The organism is Paenibacillus wulumuqiensis, from assembly GCF_000971965.1.
GTDB classification, from domain to species: domain Bacteria; phylum Bacillota; class Bacilli; order Paenibacillales; family Paenibacillaceae; genus Saccharibacillus; species Saccharibacillus wulumuqiensis.
The window spans coordinates 172,116-189,370 of the sequence record NZ_KQ040795.1 but is presented as its reverse complement, the minus strand read 5'-3'; the positions used below and the strand labels follow the sequence as shown (position 1 = coordinate 189,370).

At 53.6% G+C, this 17,255-nt stretch carries 8 protein-coding genes; all 8 read left to right on the top strand.

Features of this window, described 5'->3' with window-relative positions; all coding sequences use genetic code 11:
* Positions 1-149 precede the first annotated feature (149 nt).
* The 8 genes from WH45_RS07590 to WH45_RS23885 all read left to right on the top strand — a co-directional run bounded on the left by WH45_RS07590 (position 150) and on the right by WH45_RS23885 (position 17,212).
* Positions 150-1,928: a vWA domain-containing protein gene (locus tag WH45_RS07590; RefSeq protein WP_046213791.1), complete on the top strand. Its 1,779-nt coding sequence runs from the start codon at positions 150-152 to the stop codon at positions 1,926-1,928.
* Positions 1,929-2,138: 210 nt separating this feature from the next.
* Positions 2,139-5,528, top strand: a complete 3,390-nt coding sequence (locus WH45_RS07585) for a tubulin-like doman-containing protein (protein ID WP_046213790.1) — start codon at positions 2,139-2,141, stop codon at positions 5,526-5,528.
* A 1-nt stretch (position 5,529) separates the two neighbouring features.
* A complete protein-coding gene (locus WH45_RS07580; RefSeq protein WP_046213789.1) occupies positions 5,530-7,914 on the top strand; it encodes a hypothetical protein in 2,385 nt (794 codons plus the stop codon).
* A 440-nt stretch (positions 7,915-8,354) separates the two neighbouring features.
* Complete coding sequence (locus WH45_RS07575) at positions 8,355-9,632, top strand: vWA domain-containing protein (protein ID WP_046213788.1); 1,278 nt, start codon at positions 8,355-8,357, stop codon at positions 9,630-9,632.
* A gap of 89 nt (positions 9,633-9,721) precedes the next feature.
* On the top strand, positions 9,722-10,414 hold the full coding sequence (locus WH45_RS07570) for a hypothetical protein (RefSeq protein WP_046213787.1): 693 nt from the start codon (positions 9,722-9,724) through the stop codon (positions 10,412-10,414).
* Positions 10,415-10,429: 15 nt separating this feature from the next.
* A complete protein-coding gene (locus WH45_RS07565) occupies positions 10,430-11,692 on the top strand; it encodes a TRAFAC clade GTPase domain-containing protein (RefSeq protein ID WP_046213786.1) in 1,263 nt (420 codons plus the stop codon).
* Positions 11,689-15,066: a GAP1-N2 domain-containing protein gene (locus tag WH45_RS07560; protein ID WP_046213785.1), complete on the top strand. Its 3,378-nt coding sequence runs from the start codon at positions 11,689-11,691 to the stop codon at positions 15,064-15,066. The genes WH45_RS07565 and WH45_RS07560 overlap by 4 nt, the downstream gene beginning before the upstream one ends.
* Positions 15,067-15,367: 301 nt before the next feature.
* A complete protein-coding gene (locus WH45_RS23885; RefSeq protein WP_052723668.1) occupies positions 15,368-17,212 on the top strand; it encodes an FAD-dependent monooxygenase in 1,845 nt (614 codons plus the stop codon).
* Positions 17,213-17,255 lie beyond the last annotated feature (43 nt).

The window sequence follows — 17,255 nt, the reverse complement described above, 5'->3', positions numbered from 1 at the left end:
GTGGTGAAAATGGTATCAAATTTTTCACTTTATGTGTTTTAAGGCATGTTAAGGTGAATTTAACCGGCTCTTAATCATAATCCGCTAAACTATGAGAAAATCGCCTGTCCTGTGTGTCTACATTTTACCTTAAGCGAAGGAGTAGAATGATGTTCCGTAGAAAACTCAATCTTATGTATATAACGTTGGCAATGATTCTGTGTCTGACACAGCTGCCAGGTACGCTGTTCGCCGCATCGGCCGCAGCCAACAATAACAGCCCGTCCTCTGAGGTGGACGCGGTACTGCTGCTGGATGTCAGCAACTCGATGAAATCCAGTGACCCCGAGCAGCTCGGGAATGAAGCGATGAAGCTGTTTATCGATATGCTGCCCACCCAGGGTGACCGGGTCGGCGTGGTTGCCTATACCGATCAGATTGAACGGGAGAAGGCGCTGACAGGCATTAACTCAGCCGATGACAAAACGAATCTCAAAAACTTTATCGATGATCTGAACCGCGGTCCGTATACCGATATTTCGATCGGGATGAGAGAAGCGGTCAATATTTTGCAGGACAGTTCGCAGCAGGGCAATGAGCCGATGATCGTGCTGTTCGCAGATGGCAATAACGAACTCAACAGCAACTCCGGCCGCTCCAACAGCGAAGCCGATCAGCAGCTGCAGGAAGCGGTGCAGCAGGCCAAGCAGAAGGGCTATCCGGTCTATACGGTCGGTCTGAATGCCGACGGCAAGCTGAATCAGCAGGCGCTGAAGAACATCGCCACCGAGACAGGTGGTAAATCTTTTGTAACCAGCTCAGCGGATGATTTGCCGGGGATCCTGAGTGAAATCTTTGCGGCTCACCAGCAGGTGAATGTCGTGCCGGTGGATTCGATTACCGGTAACGGACAATTTCAGGATGTGAAGATCAATATCCCGAATGCCAGCGTCAAGGAAGCCAATATCTCGATCATGTCTTCACAGAAAGTGGAAGTGAAGCTGGTCGATCCGTCAGGCAAAGCGGTGGATGTTCCTTCGGATCAGGTGAGCGTCTCTACTTCCAAAAGTTATTCCCTGGTCAAACTGCTGAAGCCGCAGCAGGGAGACTGGACGCTGCAAGTCAAAGGTGCCGATCAGGATAATATCGATATCAACCTGATCTTCAACTACAGCCTGGAGATGGCGCTGGACCCGATTCCTGCCAAAAACTATGGCAAAGGCGATAAAATCGATATCGTATCCTATCTGACCAGCAATGGGCAAAAGCTGACCGATGCCTCACAGGTAGGTAACCTCAAAGCCGTACTGAACGTCAAAGACATGGACACCGGAGCGACCAGCCAGGTGCCACTTAGCGGCAATGGAACAGAGTTCAAAGGAACTTTTGAAGTGCCGGATAATCATAAATACCAGCTCGTTGTGAGAGCGGAAGAGCAGAGCTTTTACCGGGAGACGACTCCGGTTACTTTAGATGCGACCGGCGGTGGTGCAGGGACCGGCAGCGCAGAGGAAGCGGCCGGCCTTGGCACAATGGCATGGGTACTGATCGCGATCGGCGTTCTGCTCGTACTGACCGGAATCTGGTTCCTGCTGCGTCTGCTCAAGCAGAAAAACAGAGGATTCGTCGGTCAGATGGTCATTGAGATCCGCGACGAGAACACCGGGGAGAAATCCTACCCGCAGTACAAGAAACTGACGACCTTCCGCGGCAAGTTCAACCTGCATCAGCTGCTGCAGCTGGCGCCGGAGTTGAAGGAGACCGAGAGCATTACCTTTACACCGGGCAATAATGACCGTATCATCGTTCGCAACAGTGCGGACAGCATCATTGAGAAATCCGGCCGTGCAATCGATGCTTCCCGCGGCTATGAACTGAAGAGCGGCGATCGTCTGACGATTGCACTGCGCCAGGTGGACAAGACCGTTCTGCTGGAATACCTGACCTGATGATGAACATGCCATTTCCATAGCCAAGGTTAACGGGGAGATGGCATGGCAGTTGGGTGCAGACAGATAGCCGGACATATTTAATTCATTATTGAACCGTACAATAAATCAGACACCAACTGGAAATACCAAAATACAACAGACAAATGGGAAACCAAACAAAGCATAATTCAATACGTTAAAAATAGAAGGTTACAAGGGGGATCATCCATGAAACCAATCGTTAGAGAACATATCCAACAGCTCGACGTATCGCTTGGCGGCGGTATTGTCAGTGAGAAAATAAGAGTCGATACCATCGACAATCCGATCCTGATTATCGGCCTTGGAGGCACAGGGATTGATGCCCTGCTGCGTCTGAAATACCAGATTAACCGCCGCTTCCGTCTGCCGGAAGATCCGGTTACCAAGAAAAAGCAGGAAAAACCGGATAATGTGGAATTCCTCGCTTTTGAGACCAACGAACAGGACCGCAACAAAAAATATAAAGGCATCGGCCTTGATCCGCATAACGAATTTGTACTGCTGTCCAATCCGGAGATCGGCGGACTGCTGCAAAACCGAAGCCTGCTGGAGCCTTATATCACCGAATGGCTGTCGCCGGAGATGAGCATCACCGACGGCATGAACGGAGCGGCCGGTGTACGCCAGGCCGGTCGTCTGCTGCTGTTCACCAAGATCAACCAGGTCGTACAGAGCATCGATAAAAAGATCAAAACCCTGTCTGTCGGCACCAATAAAAAGCTGATGGTGTTCCTGCTGACCGGTCTGTCCGGCGGTACGGGCAGCGGCTCGTTCCTCGATATCTCGTATATCGTACGCGGTATTGTGGAGCGCGATTACGGCTCTGCCGGGATCGACCGTCTGACCATGCTGGGCTACCTGTTCACACCGGACGTTAACCTGTCCAATAAGAGCCTGAGCGAGCACACCCGTGAATATATCCGCAAAAACGGCTATGCCGCGCTCAAGGAACTGGATTACTGGATGAACGTGGACAGCCGCGGCGAACGCTTCAAGCAGCAGTACGGCAGCATCCTGAACGTGAATTCTCCGCTGCCGCCATTTAACCTGTGTCACCTGATCTCGGCGACCAATACCGAGGGCAAACTGCTGGAGAATGCCTACGATTACTGTATGAATGTAACAGCTGAGAATATCACCAACTTTATGGCCAGTGAGGAAAAAGCCTCCGGCGAAGAGTTCGCGATTCATGACTATATCAGCAATATCCGTACGAATATCGCGCAGATGAACCGCGCGTATCCGGCGAACTATGAATACAACATTATCGGTGCCTCTTCCGCGGTGCTGCCGATTGAGGAAATGACGACCTATCTGGCGTACCGACTGTTCCAGAAGATGGACAAAATGTTTGATCAGGCACCGGATCAGGAAGCGGTAGAGAACTTTGCCCGCAAGCTGGGCGTTGATCTGGATACGATGACCAAAACATTCGAGTCCCGTGTACCGGAGCCGCTGCCGGGCTTTGAGAACAGCGAGCGTCTGAGCTACAACAATGTAGTCAAAATGCAGGCGGTCAATATGGATACCGAGCTGGAGCAGACGTTCCTCGTTCGTGCCCGTGAAGAATATATCAAGGCCAAGCAGCAGCTGCCGGGCGAGATTGTCGGTCAATTTTCCGACCAGATCCGCCGCATGTTCCTGCATCCGGAACAGGGACCGTTCTACGTATCCCGCCTGCTGTATACGGAAAATGGCTTCTCTCTGCTCAAAATGCTGCTGTCCTATATCGAGACACTGCGTGAGAGCCTGACACGCATCCCGCGTGATATCGAATCGGCGGCAGAGTATGCGAATGATCGTCTGGGCGATGCCAAGAGCGCTTTTGTCTCCAAAGATAAAAAGAAAAATGTGTATATCGAAGCGAAAATCGACGAATACTGGCTGCGTGCGGATATCGAGCGTACCCAGCAGATGATCGAATTCTATGAAGATCTGTATCAGCTGCTGAATCGTGAGAATAACCGGATTTACGGCGTGTTCACGGAAGTGCTGAATGCTCTGAGCTCCATTTTCGAGAAAAATGGTGAGCTGCTGACCAGCGGAACCGAGCAGGCCGATCATCGCGGCAACAAAACGTACTACTGGAATCTGGTCAGCGTGCCGGACATCTCCAAAGCGGTCAGCGACATTATGGACAGCAAGGACGGCGATGATCTGATTCGTGATTTCTCCACTCAACTGCTGGATCATTCCGACCAGTGGGTCAAAGAGCAGGAAGTGGACATTGTGCGCTCCATCTCGGATTTCCTGAGCGACAAGTTCGGCGATCTGATCACCCGTTCGATGGAAGACTTCCTCGTGATGAAATACGGCGAAGACGAGCCGATCGAGAAATTTGTGGAGCGCCAGATTGCCAGTCGTCTGGATGATGATGCGGTACCGGTATTTCACCTGAGCAACAGCGCAGGCAATCTGCACTTCCCTTCGTGGGGCTTTGTGTCGGTGCCGGTACAGGCGCCAAGCATTCTGCGCGGTATTCGTAACTACCAGACCAATGCGATCGGCAAGTCCCATTTCACAATCAAGGAGAGTCAGGTGAAAAACCGGATCTTCTGGCTGAACACCCGTAACGGTGTGCCGCTGTTCGTGTATACACCACTCAAGGTGTACGAGGAGAACTACGAGCGTACCATTCTGGACCGTGAAGGCGTAGGTCGTCACCTGGTAATGACCGAGAAAGAAAACTGGACGTACCTGCCGTCTCCGATCCCTGAGCGCTCATGGGGAGAGACGTATGTCAATCCGCGTGTACAATCGTACAATGCGCGTATCCGGGCTGATTTTGCCCGTGCCCATGCGTTGGGTATCATTTCGGAAAAAGATGTGGAGCAAAACACAAGCAACCGGTTCGCGATCCGCTTCAGTCAGCCGTTCGATCTGGATGCGGTACTGAGCGGATACGATCTGCGTCTGGATGCTGCCCGTCCGAATCTGGGTGAAATCAAGCGTGCGCTGACCGAACTGCGCCGTCTGGTGAGCGAAGGTCTGCCGGCTGAATCGTCCAAAGATATCTTCAACAGCTATAACGAAGATCTGGCGGCAGAGAACCTGATCCGTTCCCCGAAACTGATCGAACGTGTACGCACGGAGCTGGCCAAGTATGATGCGATCCAGCTGAAAATCAGCGAGCTGGAAAGTATGCTGGGCCGCTTTGAAGGCGAGGAAAAGCTGACCGATCAGTTTGTACAGGCACTGTATACCGATACGATTACCAAAAAAGGTGCATTGTATGTGTATGATCGCGATCCGGAAGAAGAAGCCTGGGAACCATTTGCCAACTTGATGAAAACCAAAAATGTAGTCGAGTTCGAAGTGTTTGAAGCCTTCCGCAAGCTGGATGAGAAAAACCGTGCGGTACTGATGCGCAAAGCCGACCGCCGGGACAACGAGCTGACAGCATCCGAGGATATTACCCCGCTGCTGTCCAAGCTGGATGAATTATATGAGACTTATCTGGAAGCGCGCGATCGTCTGGAATACGAGCGTGTCGAGCTGGTTAATGGGGATGAAGCCTACCAGTTCTACAAGCAAATGGTAACCAAATTAAACGATCTGCGCCGGAAGCTGAGATAATATGGATGTTCGGCTGAGACAATTCGCAGAGGCATATGCTGCTGCTGAAGAGAAAACAGCCGGGCAGGGAGACGGGCGGAGCAGTATTCACTACCCCGCCGTTTTCCTGTTTATCGGGGACCATGTCCGCGATGCGGCTGCTCATATCAGAAGCGTAAATGCACAAAAGTGGGATAATGGCGCTGGTGTCATGTATGTTGAAGTATTACCGGAATCTGCTGCAGACTCTTCTTCCCGATCACCAGAAGCGGATGATCCGCAGCAGATTTTGTCATACCTGTCTTTACCTGCTGTATCTTCCGGCAAGCGGGTGCAGCGACCGGATTGGAGTACGCATTTCCGGGAAGACGGCAAGCATCTGCTGGAGCTGAACCGGGCATTTCGCCAGGCGGCCCGCAGACTGGCCGACTTTGGAAGAATGTATTCTTCCTTTGACCGGCTGCATCTGTCGGTGGTGACACGGGTGGAAGATCCAATGAATATACTGGTTCCGCAGATTGCTCTGCTGGCCCGCTCGATTCTGGGACAGTCCTTCAAATCAGTGCAGATGGATGTCTATGCGCTGATTCACGAAGGAGAGCAGGAGGAGAACTTTGGTTATGCCAATTCGGCCGGAGTTGCTTTTCTGCGAGAGCTGGAGCAGATGCAGCGGGAAGATTACAGTCTGAGTGCACCACTGCAGCGCACCGAGGATGGACTGGCGGTGATGGTCCATCATACGGCGGCTCCGCTGTTTGAACTGGCTTATATACTGTCGGATCGTAACGAGCGCGGGGTGGCGGTGAGCGGCGGCGTGAACAGCAACTACGATATGATCTGCCGGATCAGCCTGCTCAAAAACCGGCAGCGTCTGGAAGGCAGCAGTGATCTGGCTTTTAGCGGCTCGGATTACAACAATACGGCTTTTAAAAACAATATCCGTAATGCGGATGGCAGCCAGGGGCTCGTCTCGGCCGGGTATGCCCGTGTGCGCAGACCGGATCTGGCAATTGCGCTGACTGTATTGGAGCACTTTTTCCGGGGAATTGTGGAGCGGATGAAGCGGGAGCCTGCGCTGAATATGCGGGAGCGCGAACAGCTGCTGGGGATGGATGAACCATCGATGGACCGGCGGCTGGATCGTCTGATTCCGGACGAATCGCGGCTGGAGGATATGAACAGCCTGATGACGCGTTCGGTCAGCTTCTCTTCACTCAAATCGATGAGTCTGCGGGAAGCGGAGTATGCTTTATTTGAAAAGGGCGGCGATGCGTTCTTCCGGGACAATTATGAGCAGGAAGCCGAACGCAGACTGGCCCAGTGGAATGCTGCACAGGAATTCAAGGCACTGGTTGACGAACAGATGAAGGAGCATCCGGATGTACACTTTTACCAGTTGGCTGCGTGGAGTGATGAAGCGGAGAGCACCAGTCTGTGGGAAATGCTGCGCAGCCGTATCCGCGATCTGAATATAGCGATCGAGCAGGCGCAGCTGGAGCTGGAACAATGGTATAACAGCCGAGCCGATGAGCTGTCCTTTCCCAAAATGCCGTTTATGGACAAGCATAATGTGCGTAATCTGACCCGGGCGCTGATTCAGGCGATCTATCCGCATCGTCTGCATATTCTTCGTCTGCAGACCCGGCTCCGGCTGTATCGCAGCTGGGAAGAGCAGCTGGCTGCTCTGCACCGGGGCAGCATGGAACTGGTGCGCCGGATGGATCAGATCGGTCAGGACCTGCATATTGCAGCGGCAGAAAGTATCCGTACCGCCGATGATTATATCGGCCAGAATATCACCGACTACTACAGCCGCCTGACGGCCGAAGTGATGCGGGATATCGAGGATAAGCGCGGCGAGAAAGCCTTTTTCGAAGAGCGCAGCATGGCGGATGTAACTCATCTGCTGGAGCAGGGTTCCGCGGTACTGATCGAACGCCTGATTACCGTATGCCGCCAGGAACTGCTGCCGTCACCGGCGCTGTCCCAGACGTTCGAGCAGGAGCTGCTGCAGCGGGCGAATGTTACGATCGACTACGCCAACAAACAGGCCCTGTCGCAGGAGGACCTGTTCAAGGAGCTGTACCGGACGCTCGAAGACCGGGCGACCATTCATATCCGGCTGCTGGATTATACCCATAAGCACCGGTATGAAGAAAAGTACATGTTCGGCAACGCGAACGGAGAATTCGTCCGCTACGCCGCCGGCGTCGATAATACGACCCGCATTTACAAAACCGGCTTCATCCATGAAGACCGCACCAGCGGCGTCGAAAAACTCAACCTGATGGGCGGCTTCGGCATCACCGATCTGATCTACTACCGCAACGGCAAAACGTACTACGATACGTATGTCCAAAACGGCTACGAATTCCATACCGAAGAATCCGGCCTGAAAGAAACATAAGTTGCAGTAGATCCACCGGTTAAGAGGTAGAATCATAAAGAAGACTTTACGGATACAGCGATTCACACCAACTGATCCATACAGCAGATTCAACAAGCATCAAATCAATAAAAGTAGCAATCAAAGACTACCAGATTCTACAACCACTAATATTTACCGACATAACAGCGCGCGCAGCGCAAGCCATCATTCTCTTTGCCAGTCTGTTCCCGGGTGGCAGGAAGCACGGAGCGAAGGGGGAAGAATGATCCAATAGAAGCGAAGCGTTCGCCTTTGAAAACGGATATCGACTGCGGCAGGCAGTCATTTCGGATATCCGTTTTCAACAGCGATCGGCTGGATCATCTTCCCCCGCAGCGCTGTCCCTTCCGCCCACCCACGGACAGATGCAGCAAGAGAACCGATGGATACTTATAATGTGAAAAGGGGAGACGCCAGAGATGCAGCGCAAAGTAAACTGGCTTATGGTTTTATTCAGTCTGATCGGAGGAGCAATCGGTTTTATTCTCAGCGAATGGTTTTTACATTCCTATCTGGACCGGATGCCCCGTATTTTTTTGATGGGGATTTATTTTGGGATTATCAGTCTGATGATCGGCATTTTTTGCCTGCTGGCTGAAGTGATTTCGCCTAAATTAAACGGGGCGTCGTGGAGACAGCGGTATACGGATGTATCATGGAAATTGCTCGTGCCGGCTACGCTCGTTGTCATGTTCATCGGCGGACTGGCGGCCGAGGCACTGTACCAGCTTGATTTTAACGGAGCCAAGACGGTAAAAGATGTTGTGGTTGTCATTGATAATTCGGGCAGTATGCAGGGAACCGATCCACAGAATCTGCGCTATCAAGCTGTGAAGAACATGGTTGATTCCATGGATAAGGATATGCGTGTCGGCATTGTGCAGTTCAGTGATGAAGCCAGTGTGGCACTACCGCTGACCGTACTGAATCCAGCTTCCAAGCAGCAGGTGCATCAGACCATGGATACGATGGTTACGACCGATGGCGGTACGGATTTTACGCTTGCCCTTAACACGGCGATGCAGATGATCCAGGAACAAAATGATGATACCCGCGGTACTGTCGTTATTATGCTGTCGGATGGAGACAGTACGCTGGATTCCAACACATTGCAGCCTTTTCAGCAGCAGGGAATTGCCATTCATACGATTGGTCTGAGTCTGCAAAATGGGGTGAATCCGAATCTGCTGCCTGAGATTGCTTCGCAAACCGGTGGACAATACTATGATGTGTCCCAGGCTACCGACCTGCCGAAAACATTCCAGCAGATCTATGACACGCTGGACAAGCGTACACTGGTCACAGAGCGCAGTGAACCATTCAACAGCAACCTGTACTATCAGATTCTGCATGTGGTCCTGATCATGATTCTGGGAGCACTGCTCGGCGTAGGTCTTGGCCTGCTGTTTGATAATCGGTTCCTGGCACGAAGCTTCGGTATTGGAGGCGGCGTTGGCGGTCTGCTGGCCGGTCTGCTATTGGAATGGGGGATTGGCAAGACGGACTGGACGGACGGTGTTATTCGCTTTCTGGCGATTATGATTCTGGCGCTGGTCATTGCCCTGTTCACCCTTGTGATTCCAATCGGAGAGAACAACAAGCGCATGATTCGCCGCAACGACACACCGCCACCGCCAACAAGCTCAGGCAGTCCACGCCGCAGACGCGGTGAGAGTGCGCGCAGCTTCCAGCGGTAGAGTGGTATCATTTACAATTGCATGGATAATGAAAGTAGATCATAAATATGAGGGTACAATCAAGTCCCGAGCAGGAAGGAGATGGTGCAATGCGTTATATCGATGCAGAGCCTGAAGGTGAGCAGGAGATTCATGGGCTGACCGCTCAGGTGGAGGATGGATGGTGTACACTGCGGTGGTTATGGCCGCGTGACGCCGAAGCTGTATATATTCAGCGATTATCCGGGAGCGGCACAGCAGATCCTGCTGTCGCTAATGAAGAATATGCTTCGGCAGCAGCGGATAGGCAAAGCGGCCAGGCTCCTTCCGCTGCCGGACTGAAGCTGTATACCCGTGAAGAATATAAAGCCGCCAATGGCTACCGTGACCGGCTCGACCAGTTTGGCAAAATGGGCTATGTGATCCACCTGGTTGTCGAGCATAACGGTGAACAGGCGCTGCTGCGCCAGCCGGATGGGCGCAACCGGATTGAAGTCAGCGCTGGCCGGGCGAAGATCCATTATTCGATCCGTCAGCAGGGCAGCTGGCTGAGTAAACGGAAAACGGTGCGCATCGAGGTGCATGCCGAAGTACCGGTCGCCCGCGATGTGCTCTGTTATGTCAAAAAAGAAGGCGGTTATCCGGCAAACCGGGAAGACGGAATCGTCTACCCGTTTGCGGAACCATTCCAGGCTGGACGCAATGAGCTGCCGGCTATAGAGATGGGCAAGAACGAGTATGTACGGCTCTTTTTTACCGATGGGCGTATGTATGGACAGATGTATGAATTGATTTTGGAATAGGGGGAAGATGGTGAGATGAAGATCTTCGATTGGTTCAAGAAAAAGCCGGATGCCGAACCCAGACCGCTATTTTACGATATCGTGTGCCCGTTTTGCTTTAACAAGTTCTCACCGGATGATGTGGAATTCCGGGCGAGCCATCATCGTGAGGATGATGAAGATTATGCGCTGCGTGAAGATGCGCGTCTGAACCGCTATCGTGAGCGCTTCGGTCTGGATACGGTCCGTGATATGGAAGCGGTGCTGCTGCCGGGAGATGTGCCGGAAGAGCACCGGATCTACTCGGATCATGTACTGGTGGGACTGAATGACCGGTATGGCGAGGTCACCCGTCGTCGTCTCTGTCCGGACTGTCATAACGAGCTGCCGGTTACTGCCGGCAAAGTGCCAAGCAATATTATCTCGATCGTCGGCGCTTCCCAGGTCGGCAAATCGGTCTATATGACGGCGCTGATTCATACGCTGCAGAACACGACAGCGGATAATTTTGAAGCGGCCTGTATGCCGTTGACGACGGAGATCAGCCGCAAGTTCCGCATGAATTATGAGGAACCATTGTTTGAGCGCGGTGATCTGCTGGCATCTACCCAGAAGGAGCGGATGCAGGAGCCATTTATTTTCCAGTTTGTGTTCAAGGATGAGGATAAGCCGCCGCTCACACTGGTCTTTTTTGATGTGGCCGGTGAGGGAATGGTGGATCAGGATTATCTGGGACTGCACGGTCAGCATATCAAAAATTCGTCAGGCATCCTGTTCATGGTTGATCCGCTGCAGATCCGGTCCATCCGCGACCGTATCCGTATTCAGCTCGGTGACAGCCGCGGCGAATGGGTGTCCCGTTATGACGAGCCGCGTGATGTGGTGCTGACGCTGTTTAGTGACTTTATCGCCCATCAGGAAGACAGCAAGACGGATATTCCGACGGCTGTTGTACTGACGAAAAGTGACATGCTGGAATCGCTGCGCGGCGATGATGGCGAATATATCAAGTCCAACAGCAATATTTTCCATAATGTCGTGCACCGGGATCATTTTGATCTGGATGAGTTTGAGAATATCGACGGAGAGATCCGCCGCTTTATTGAGCGGGTGGATCGTCCTTTTAAAGGGACAATGGATGTGTACTTCAAGGATACCGCCTACTTTGCCGTCTCGGCGCTGGGCAGCAACCCGGTCGAGCAGAAGCTGCAGAGTGTGGTCAGCCCGATCCGGGTGGATGAGCCGTTTATCTGGCTGCTTTACAAACTGAATTATATTGAGGGGAGACGAAAAGTTTGAGTTTACTGTCGAACACTCCGATTCAGCAGCAGCTGTATACACGCGAGAAAAGCGGCATTTTCCGGACGACCGAGGGCTACGATACGATTGCCCGGTCGCCCGGTCTCGATGACGCCTATATCAAAAAGTATCTTCACCCGCTCTGCAGCTACGATGCACCGGTGGAACTGTCATCACAGGGAGAGAAAGATGCATCGCTCTATCCCGAATCGCTGCAGCTGGTGAGGCTGGATAACCGGGATACGGTACTTGGCCGCAGCCAGTATGTCGCTGCCGACTTTACCGGTCTGCGCAGTACCTTTTTTACCCATAACTACGTATTTGCTTCGACTTTGACAGAGGAGTGGGTGCATCATTATGAGCGGTGGCTGAATGCTTCCTTCCGCAGCAGTTATGATGTGGAGCAGGGCACGGTGCTGGAGCCGCTGAATGAACTGCCGCAAGAGCCGGCTGCCGCTGCAGATCCATTAACCGTGCTGGCTGAACTGAATATCGATGAAGCGATGTTCCGGCAAATGCTGGGCGCTGTCATGTCGGCGATTCATAAGCACCGCAAAGTATATATTTCGCTGAATGTACCTGTACTGGAACTGCCGGTGCAGGCGAAAAAGCTGATCGGCGTCCTCATGCAGGCACTGCCGTATGCGTTCCGCCGCAGACTGGGCTTCACTACATATGCCAAAGAGCCGGAAAGCCGTAAAGGCATGCAGCTATTATTCGTGGAGACCGGCTCGATCCGTGCGGGTGACCGCAATATTGAACGGGATTACATTTTCGACCTGAGCAATGGACGTATTCAGGCAGCCCAGGCGGGCAAATCCGGTCAGATCTATATCGACTGGGCCTGGCGGCATCTGAATCAGCCGGAGCGGCTGCGTGAACTGCTGGAATTTGCCGATCAGGGACAGGCGGGTATCGATGCTGCCGGGGAATCGCTGCCTGATCCGGGGCAGTATGATGAATGGACCTTGCTGTTCCGGGTGGAACAGGGAGACGAGCAGCTGTACCGCGAGCAGCAGGGCATGATTCTGCAGTCTCTGCTCAAGCATCTGCGTCCGGCCGGTGCACTGGAGTCGGCGATCCGGCTGAATGATCTTTTTCTGTCGCGGTTTGACCGTGAATTTGACGTAGTGCGGAATGGTCAGGTGCCGGATGTATCGATCGCTGAAGTATTTGCGGAATATTACGGCATTGATCCGGACCATACCGGCCGTAAAATTGTGGAATATTTTATCTGGGCGATCCGCAACGCGATTAGCAGCGGCCAGACGGTCAAGAGTCAGGCTTTTTATGCGATGATGGAGAATCAGCCCCGACTGTATGAGGCATTCCTCGCTATTGTCGGCAGCCAGCCGGGTCTGGCTACGATGCTGCTGACACCGCTGATCGACCGCAAGTTCCAGCAGGCACAGTCGGTGGAGGAAGTGATTCACCTCGCTGCCGAGTGGGGCAGCAAATATCCACAGCTGCTGGAAATGGAAGATTACTGCAGTCGCGCCAGTCAGTCATTTATGGAGGCACTGCGTCGCAGTCCGGATCTCATGACTGCGACCGGTAATGCCTTTCATATGCTGGAGGAAGTGGAGCAGGATAACCAGGCAGCAGATATCAACAGCGAAGCCTGGATCAGATCCGGTCTTGGTCAGGAAATGCGTGCACTGGCAGAACGTTTCCTGCTCAGCGAACTGGAATGGTCCTCGCTCACCCGGGAACGCCTGCTGCAGGCGGATTTTCTGGCGAGTCCGCTGCCAAGCGACGATTATCCCGAACTGGCAGAACGTCGTACCGCTTCCAAAAAACTAGCACTTCAGCTGCTGTACATCTGGTTTACCGAAACTAAAAATCCCGAGCAGGTAGTCGATTTGCTTGAACATCTGCCTATTGCGGAAAAGGACCGGATTCAGCAGTTGGGCCGCTCTTGGCTCGGTGAAGATATATGCAGCAAGCAATTTGGGCGACTGCTGGGAGCTTTTAGCTACAGCGCCCAGCCGAACGATATGGACTATTCCGGCATGGTGGAAGAAGTACGCAAACAGGCACCGGATTCGCAGACGATCTATGACTTTTTCCGTTGGTCAGAGGGACGTCCCGAATTTATACGGGAGGCTGGAGGAAATGATCGTGGATTCCCCGAACCGGCGCAGCGAGCTGCCGAACGCGGCGCTCGTAATGAGCGGACAACCAAGCGTGCAGCGGCAGAGCGGCGCTTTGTCCCTGCCTATGAAGCGGCCATCCTGGCTTATTTCCGTAAATACGATCCGGAAGCATTCCGCAAAGGCGCGCTGTCCAAAAGCGACTCTGGCAGCGAAGGACCCGCTCTGCGGGCGGTCTACGGCCGTGCCCGCGACGAACTGGCGACACCGCTGGCCAAATGGATGAAGCGCAACCGCAAGCGGCTGCCTTTTCTAGGACTGCTGTCGGTGGTTGGGCTGGCTGTTATCGTCGGACTGGCATTCTATCTGGTAAACGTATTCAGTGGCGATCCGATCCAGGTCGCGACTCCGACCACGTCTCAACCAGGCACAGGAACCGATCCGCAGCCAGCGGCCGATCTGCCGGAAGTGATCGTGACGCTGACCGGGCTGCCGGATGAGGAAGATGCCGCAGGAGCAGCGACCGACTCGACCGACGCAGCCTCCCTAACCGGGAGCAACACAGCCGCTGCATCTTCCGGCGTTGTCAAGACGAGCAGCACCGGCACGTCTACCGGAACCGGAAGCTCGACGACCGGTTCGGCAGATGATGTGCGAATGGTGTTCCATTTTACCAGCATGACGGCCTGTCAGGCATTCCAGCCCAAACAGGCTACATTCATCCTGGGTACCGGACAGACGGCAGACTACAATCAGCTTAAACCGCAGTCTGCCTGCGACGCCCCTGCTGCCGATGCGGGAGCGGCGGATTCTTCCACTGCTGACAGCAAGGGTACAGCGGGAAGCACCGGTTCGGAAACAAATACGGACGCTGCTACCGGCACATCAGCAGAGACGAGCAGCGGCGCAGCTGCCGGGACTGCAGCGACCAATGACCCGAACGTTGTGACCAAAGAAGATTCATCTACAGCAGTGACGGATAGTTCGGCAAACCGTTCAAGTACCGGAACATCCACCAATGGTAGCGGAACTGAAACCGGCTCTTCGGCAAGCGGCAGTTCAGCAGCCGGCACGGATACCGATTCCGCCGCACTGGAGACGCTGACCGAGGAAGAGCTGGAGACGACGCATCCCTTTACGGTAACCGTCAGCCTGCCCAAAGATATTGAAGTCACCAATATTAATCAGGTCAAAGTCGATGGCAAGCAGTATCCGGTCACTTCACTCACCGAACTGGCTGGTTCAGATACTGAAACCGAAACTGACACCGAAACTCCGTAATCTGATGTTTTCCAACCCGGTGCTTTTCCTGATAGTTACGCAATGACGTTATATGGAATACAATCCATTACGCAGATATTAGGTCCAATGACCGGGATGAATATGAAATGAAATATTAGGCAGGACGGCAAGCAGGAAGATAATAGAATTAAATTCGCTTTATTCGATCAAGACGACGATGGGCAGACCGCTGTTTATATTATAAATAGCGGTCTTTTTTTATACGGAGAGAATCTCATCGAACCACACCGGACACTATTCCAAATGAGGGACAGTCCAATCGATCCAAGGAGGCGGGGCAATGCCGAGCAATCAGGAACGCAGACCACCGGAAGAAGGGCAGCAGTGTGATGTACTGATCGTCGGAGCCGGTCCGACCGGGCTGACACTGGCGATAGAATTAATGCGCAGAGGGGTAAGCTGCCGGATTATCGACAAGGCAGCAGAGCCTTCCCGCCAGAGCAAGGCGCTGGGCATCATGGCGCGTACGCTGGAACTGCTGGATCATTCGGGTATTACGGAGCAGCTGGTGGAGCAGGGACAGCCGGTAAAAGCCGTACAGGTACGCAGCGGTACCAGTATACTGGCGGATGTGGAGTTGACACCGATTATCCGCAGTCGGTATCCGTATATTCTCACCCTGCCGCAGAGCCGGACAGAACAGGTACTGTATGAGCGGTTGACCATGCAGGGAGGAATTGTCGAGCGATCCACCGAGCTGGTAGCGTTGGAGCAGCTGCAGGGGGAAGGGGCGGATTTATCGGATACTACGGTGCAAGCGACGATTACCTCTGCCAAGGGAAGCGAAATGATTCGTACCCGCTGGGTCGTCGGCTGCGATGGAGCCCATAGTACAGTCCGGCATCTGCTCGGTCTCTCCTTTGGCGGAGATGCGATTGCCCAGCAGTTTGGACTGGCCGATGTCCATGTTCATTGGCCGGTGAAGCCGGAGGGAGTACGAATTTATCTGCATCAAGGGTATATTGCAGCCTTTTTCCCAATGCCCGAAGAGCGGTACCGGGTCATTATCGCTGCACCGCCGGATGCCCCGTTCACCGGTGAGCAGCGTCAGAGCGGTTCGTCGGCGCATGGTCAGACGGATGTTACTTCTTCTCATGGAGAATGGTCCCGACCGGAACCTGACGATGCCGAAGGTGAATATGCACCGCTGAATTCAAACCATAACGGTTCGGCAGAGATGGCGCTGCCGGATATTCAGCGGATTGTGGATGCCTGCATGCCGGAACGAGACAGGGTGGAACTGTATGATCCGATCTGGACGGCACGCTTCAAAGTAAATGAGCGCAAGGTGGAGCATTACCGCCGGGGTGCAGTTTTTCTCGCAGGAGACGCAGCCCATATCCATTCTCCGGTAGGCGGGCAGGGAATGAACACCGGCATCCAGGATGCGGTGAATCTGGCCTGGAAGCTGGCCCTGGTCTGTAACGGGCAGGCGTCTGCAGCCATACTGGACAGTTACGATGAAGAGCGCGAACCGGTCGCGCGTGCACTGCTGCGATGGACCGGCTTGTTCACACGGCTGGTGATCAGTCGGCTGCGGCCGCTGGCCTTTATGCGTAATACGGCTGCGCCGCTGCTCTCCTCGCGCCGCTTTGTACAGCTGCGGATGGCCGAGCGTTTGTCGGAGACCGGCATTCGTTATCCGCACAGTCAGATCGTCAGACAGGGAAAAGGATGGCACAGGGGCATGCCGCTGCCCGGAGATCGTGCTCCGGATGGTGGCAGACCGGATCGTGGTGTTGTCTCTGGCAAGCATGTGCTGCTGATATTCCCCGGCACGGTACAACCGGAGCTTGCTCCATTCTCCGCTGTACGTCAGGATGTGGAGGATCTGGAAGAACGGGATGAACGACCGCTCTGGATGAGGGTCTCGGATTCATGGCGGAACGTGATTGATCTGTCCGTACTGCTGCCGGATCAGCCGCTGATGCTGCCCCAGCCTCTGCCTGCCTATTATGAGGTGGATCATGCCCAGCTGCTGCATCGACTGTATGGAATGGAGCGCGGCGGATATGTGCTGCTTCGACCGGATGGTTATATCGGTTTTGTGGGAAGTTTGGCGGATGAACTGGAGTTAATCGGCTGGGTAAACCGGTTTTTCCGTATTCCGGTCCATTATTCATAAAAAAATATCAGACTGTACAGTGGAAGGGAACTGTATGAGCGGC

Coding starts and splice junctions, on each gene's coding strand:
- WH45_RS07575 (WP_046213788.1), top strand. CDS start 8,355: ATGCAGCGCAAAGTAAACTGGCTTATGGTTTTATTCAGTCTGATCGGA.
- WH45_RS07565 (WP_046213786.1), top strand. CDS start 10,430: ATGAAGATCTTCGATTGGTTCAAGAAAAAGCCGGATGCCGAACCCAGA.
- WH45_RS07585 (WP_046213790.1), top strand. CDS start 2,139: ATGAAACCAATCGTTAGAGAACATATCCAACAGCTCGACGTATCGCTT.
- WH45_RS07570 (WP_046213787.1), top strand. CDS start 9,722: ATGCGTTATATCGATGCAGAGCCTGAAGGTGAGCAGGAGATTCATGGG.
- WH45_RS07580 (WP_046213789.1), top strand. CDS start 5,530: ATGGATGTTCGGCTGAGACAATTCGCAGAGGCATATGCTGCTGCTGAA.
- WH45_RS23885 (WP_052723668.1), top strand. CDS start 15,368: ATGCCGAGCAATCAGGAACGCAGACCACCGGAAGAAGGGCAGCAGTGT.
- WH45_RS07590 (WP_046213791.1), top strand. CDS start 150: ATGTTCCGTAGAAAACTCAATCTTATGTATATAACGTTGGCAATGATT.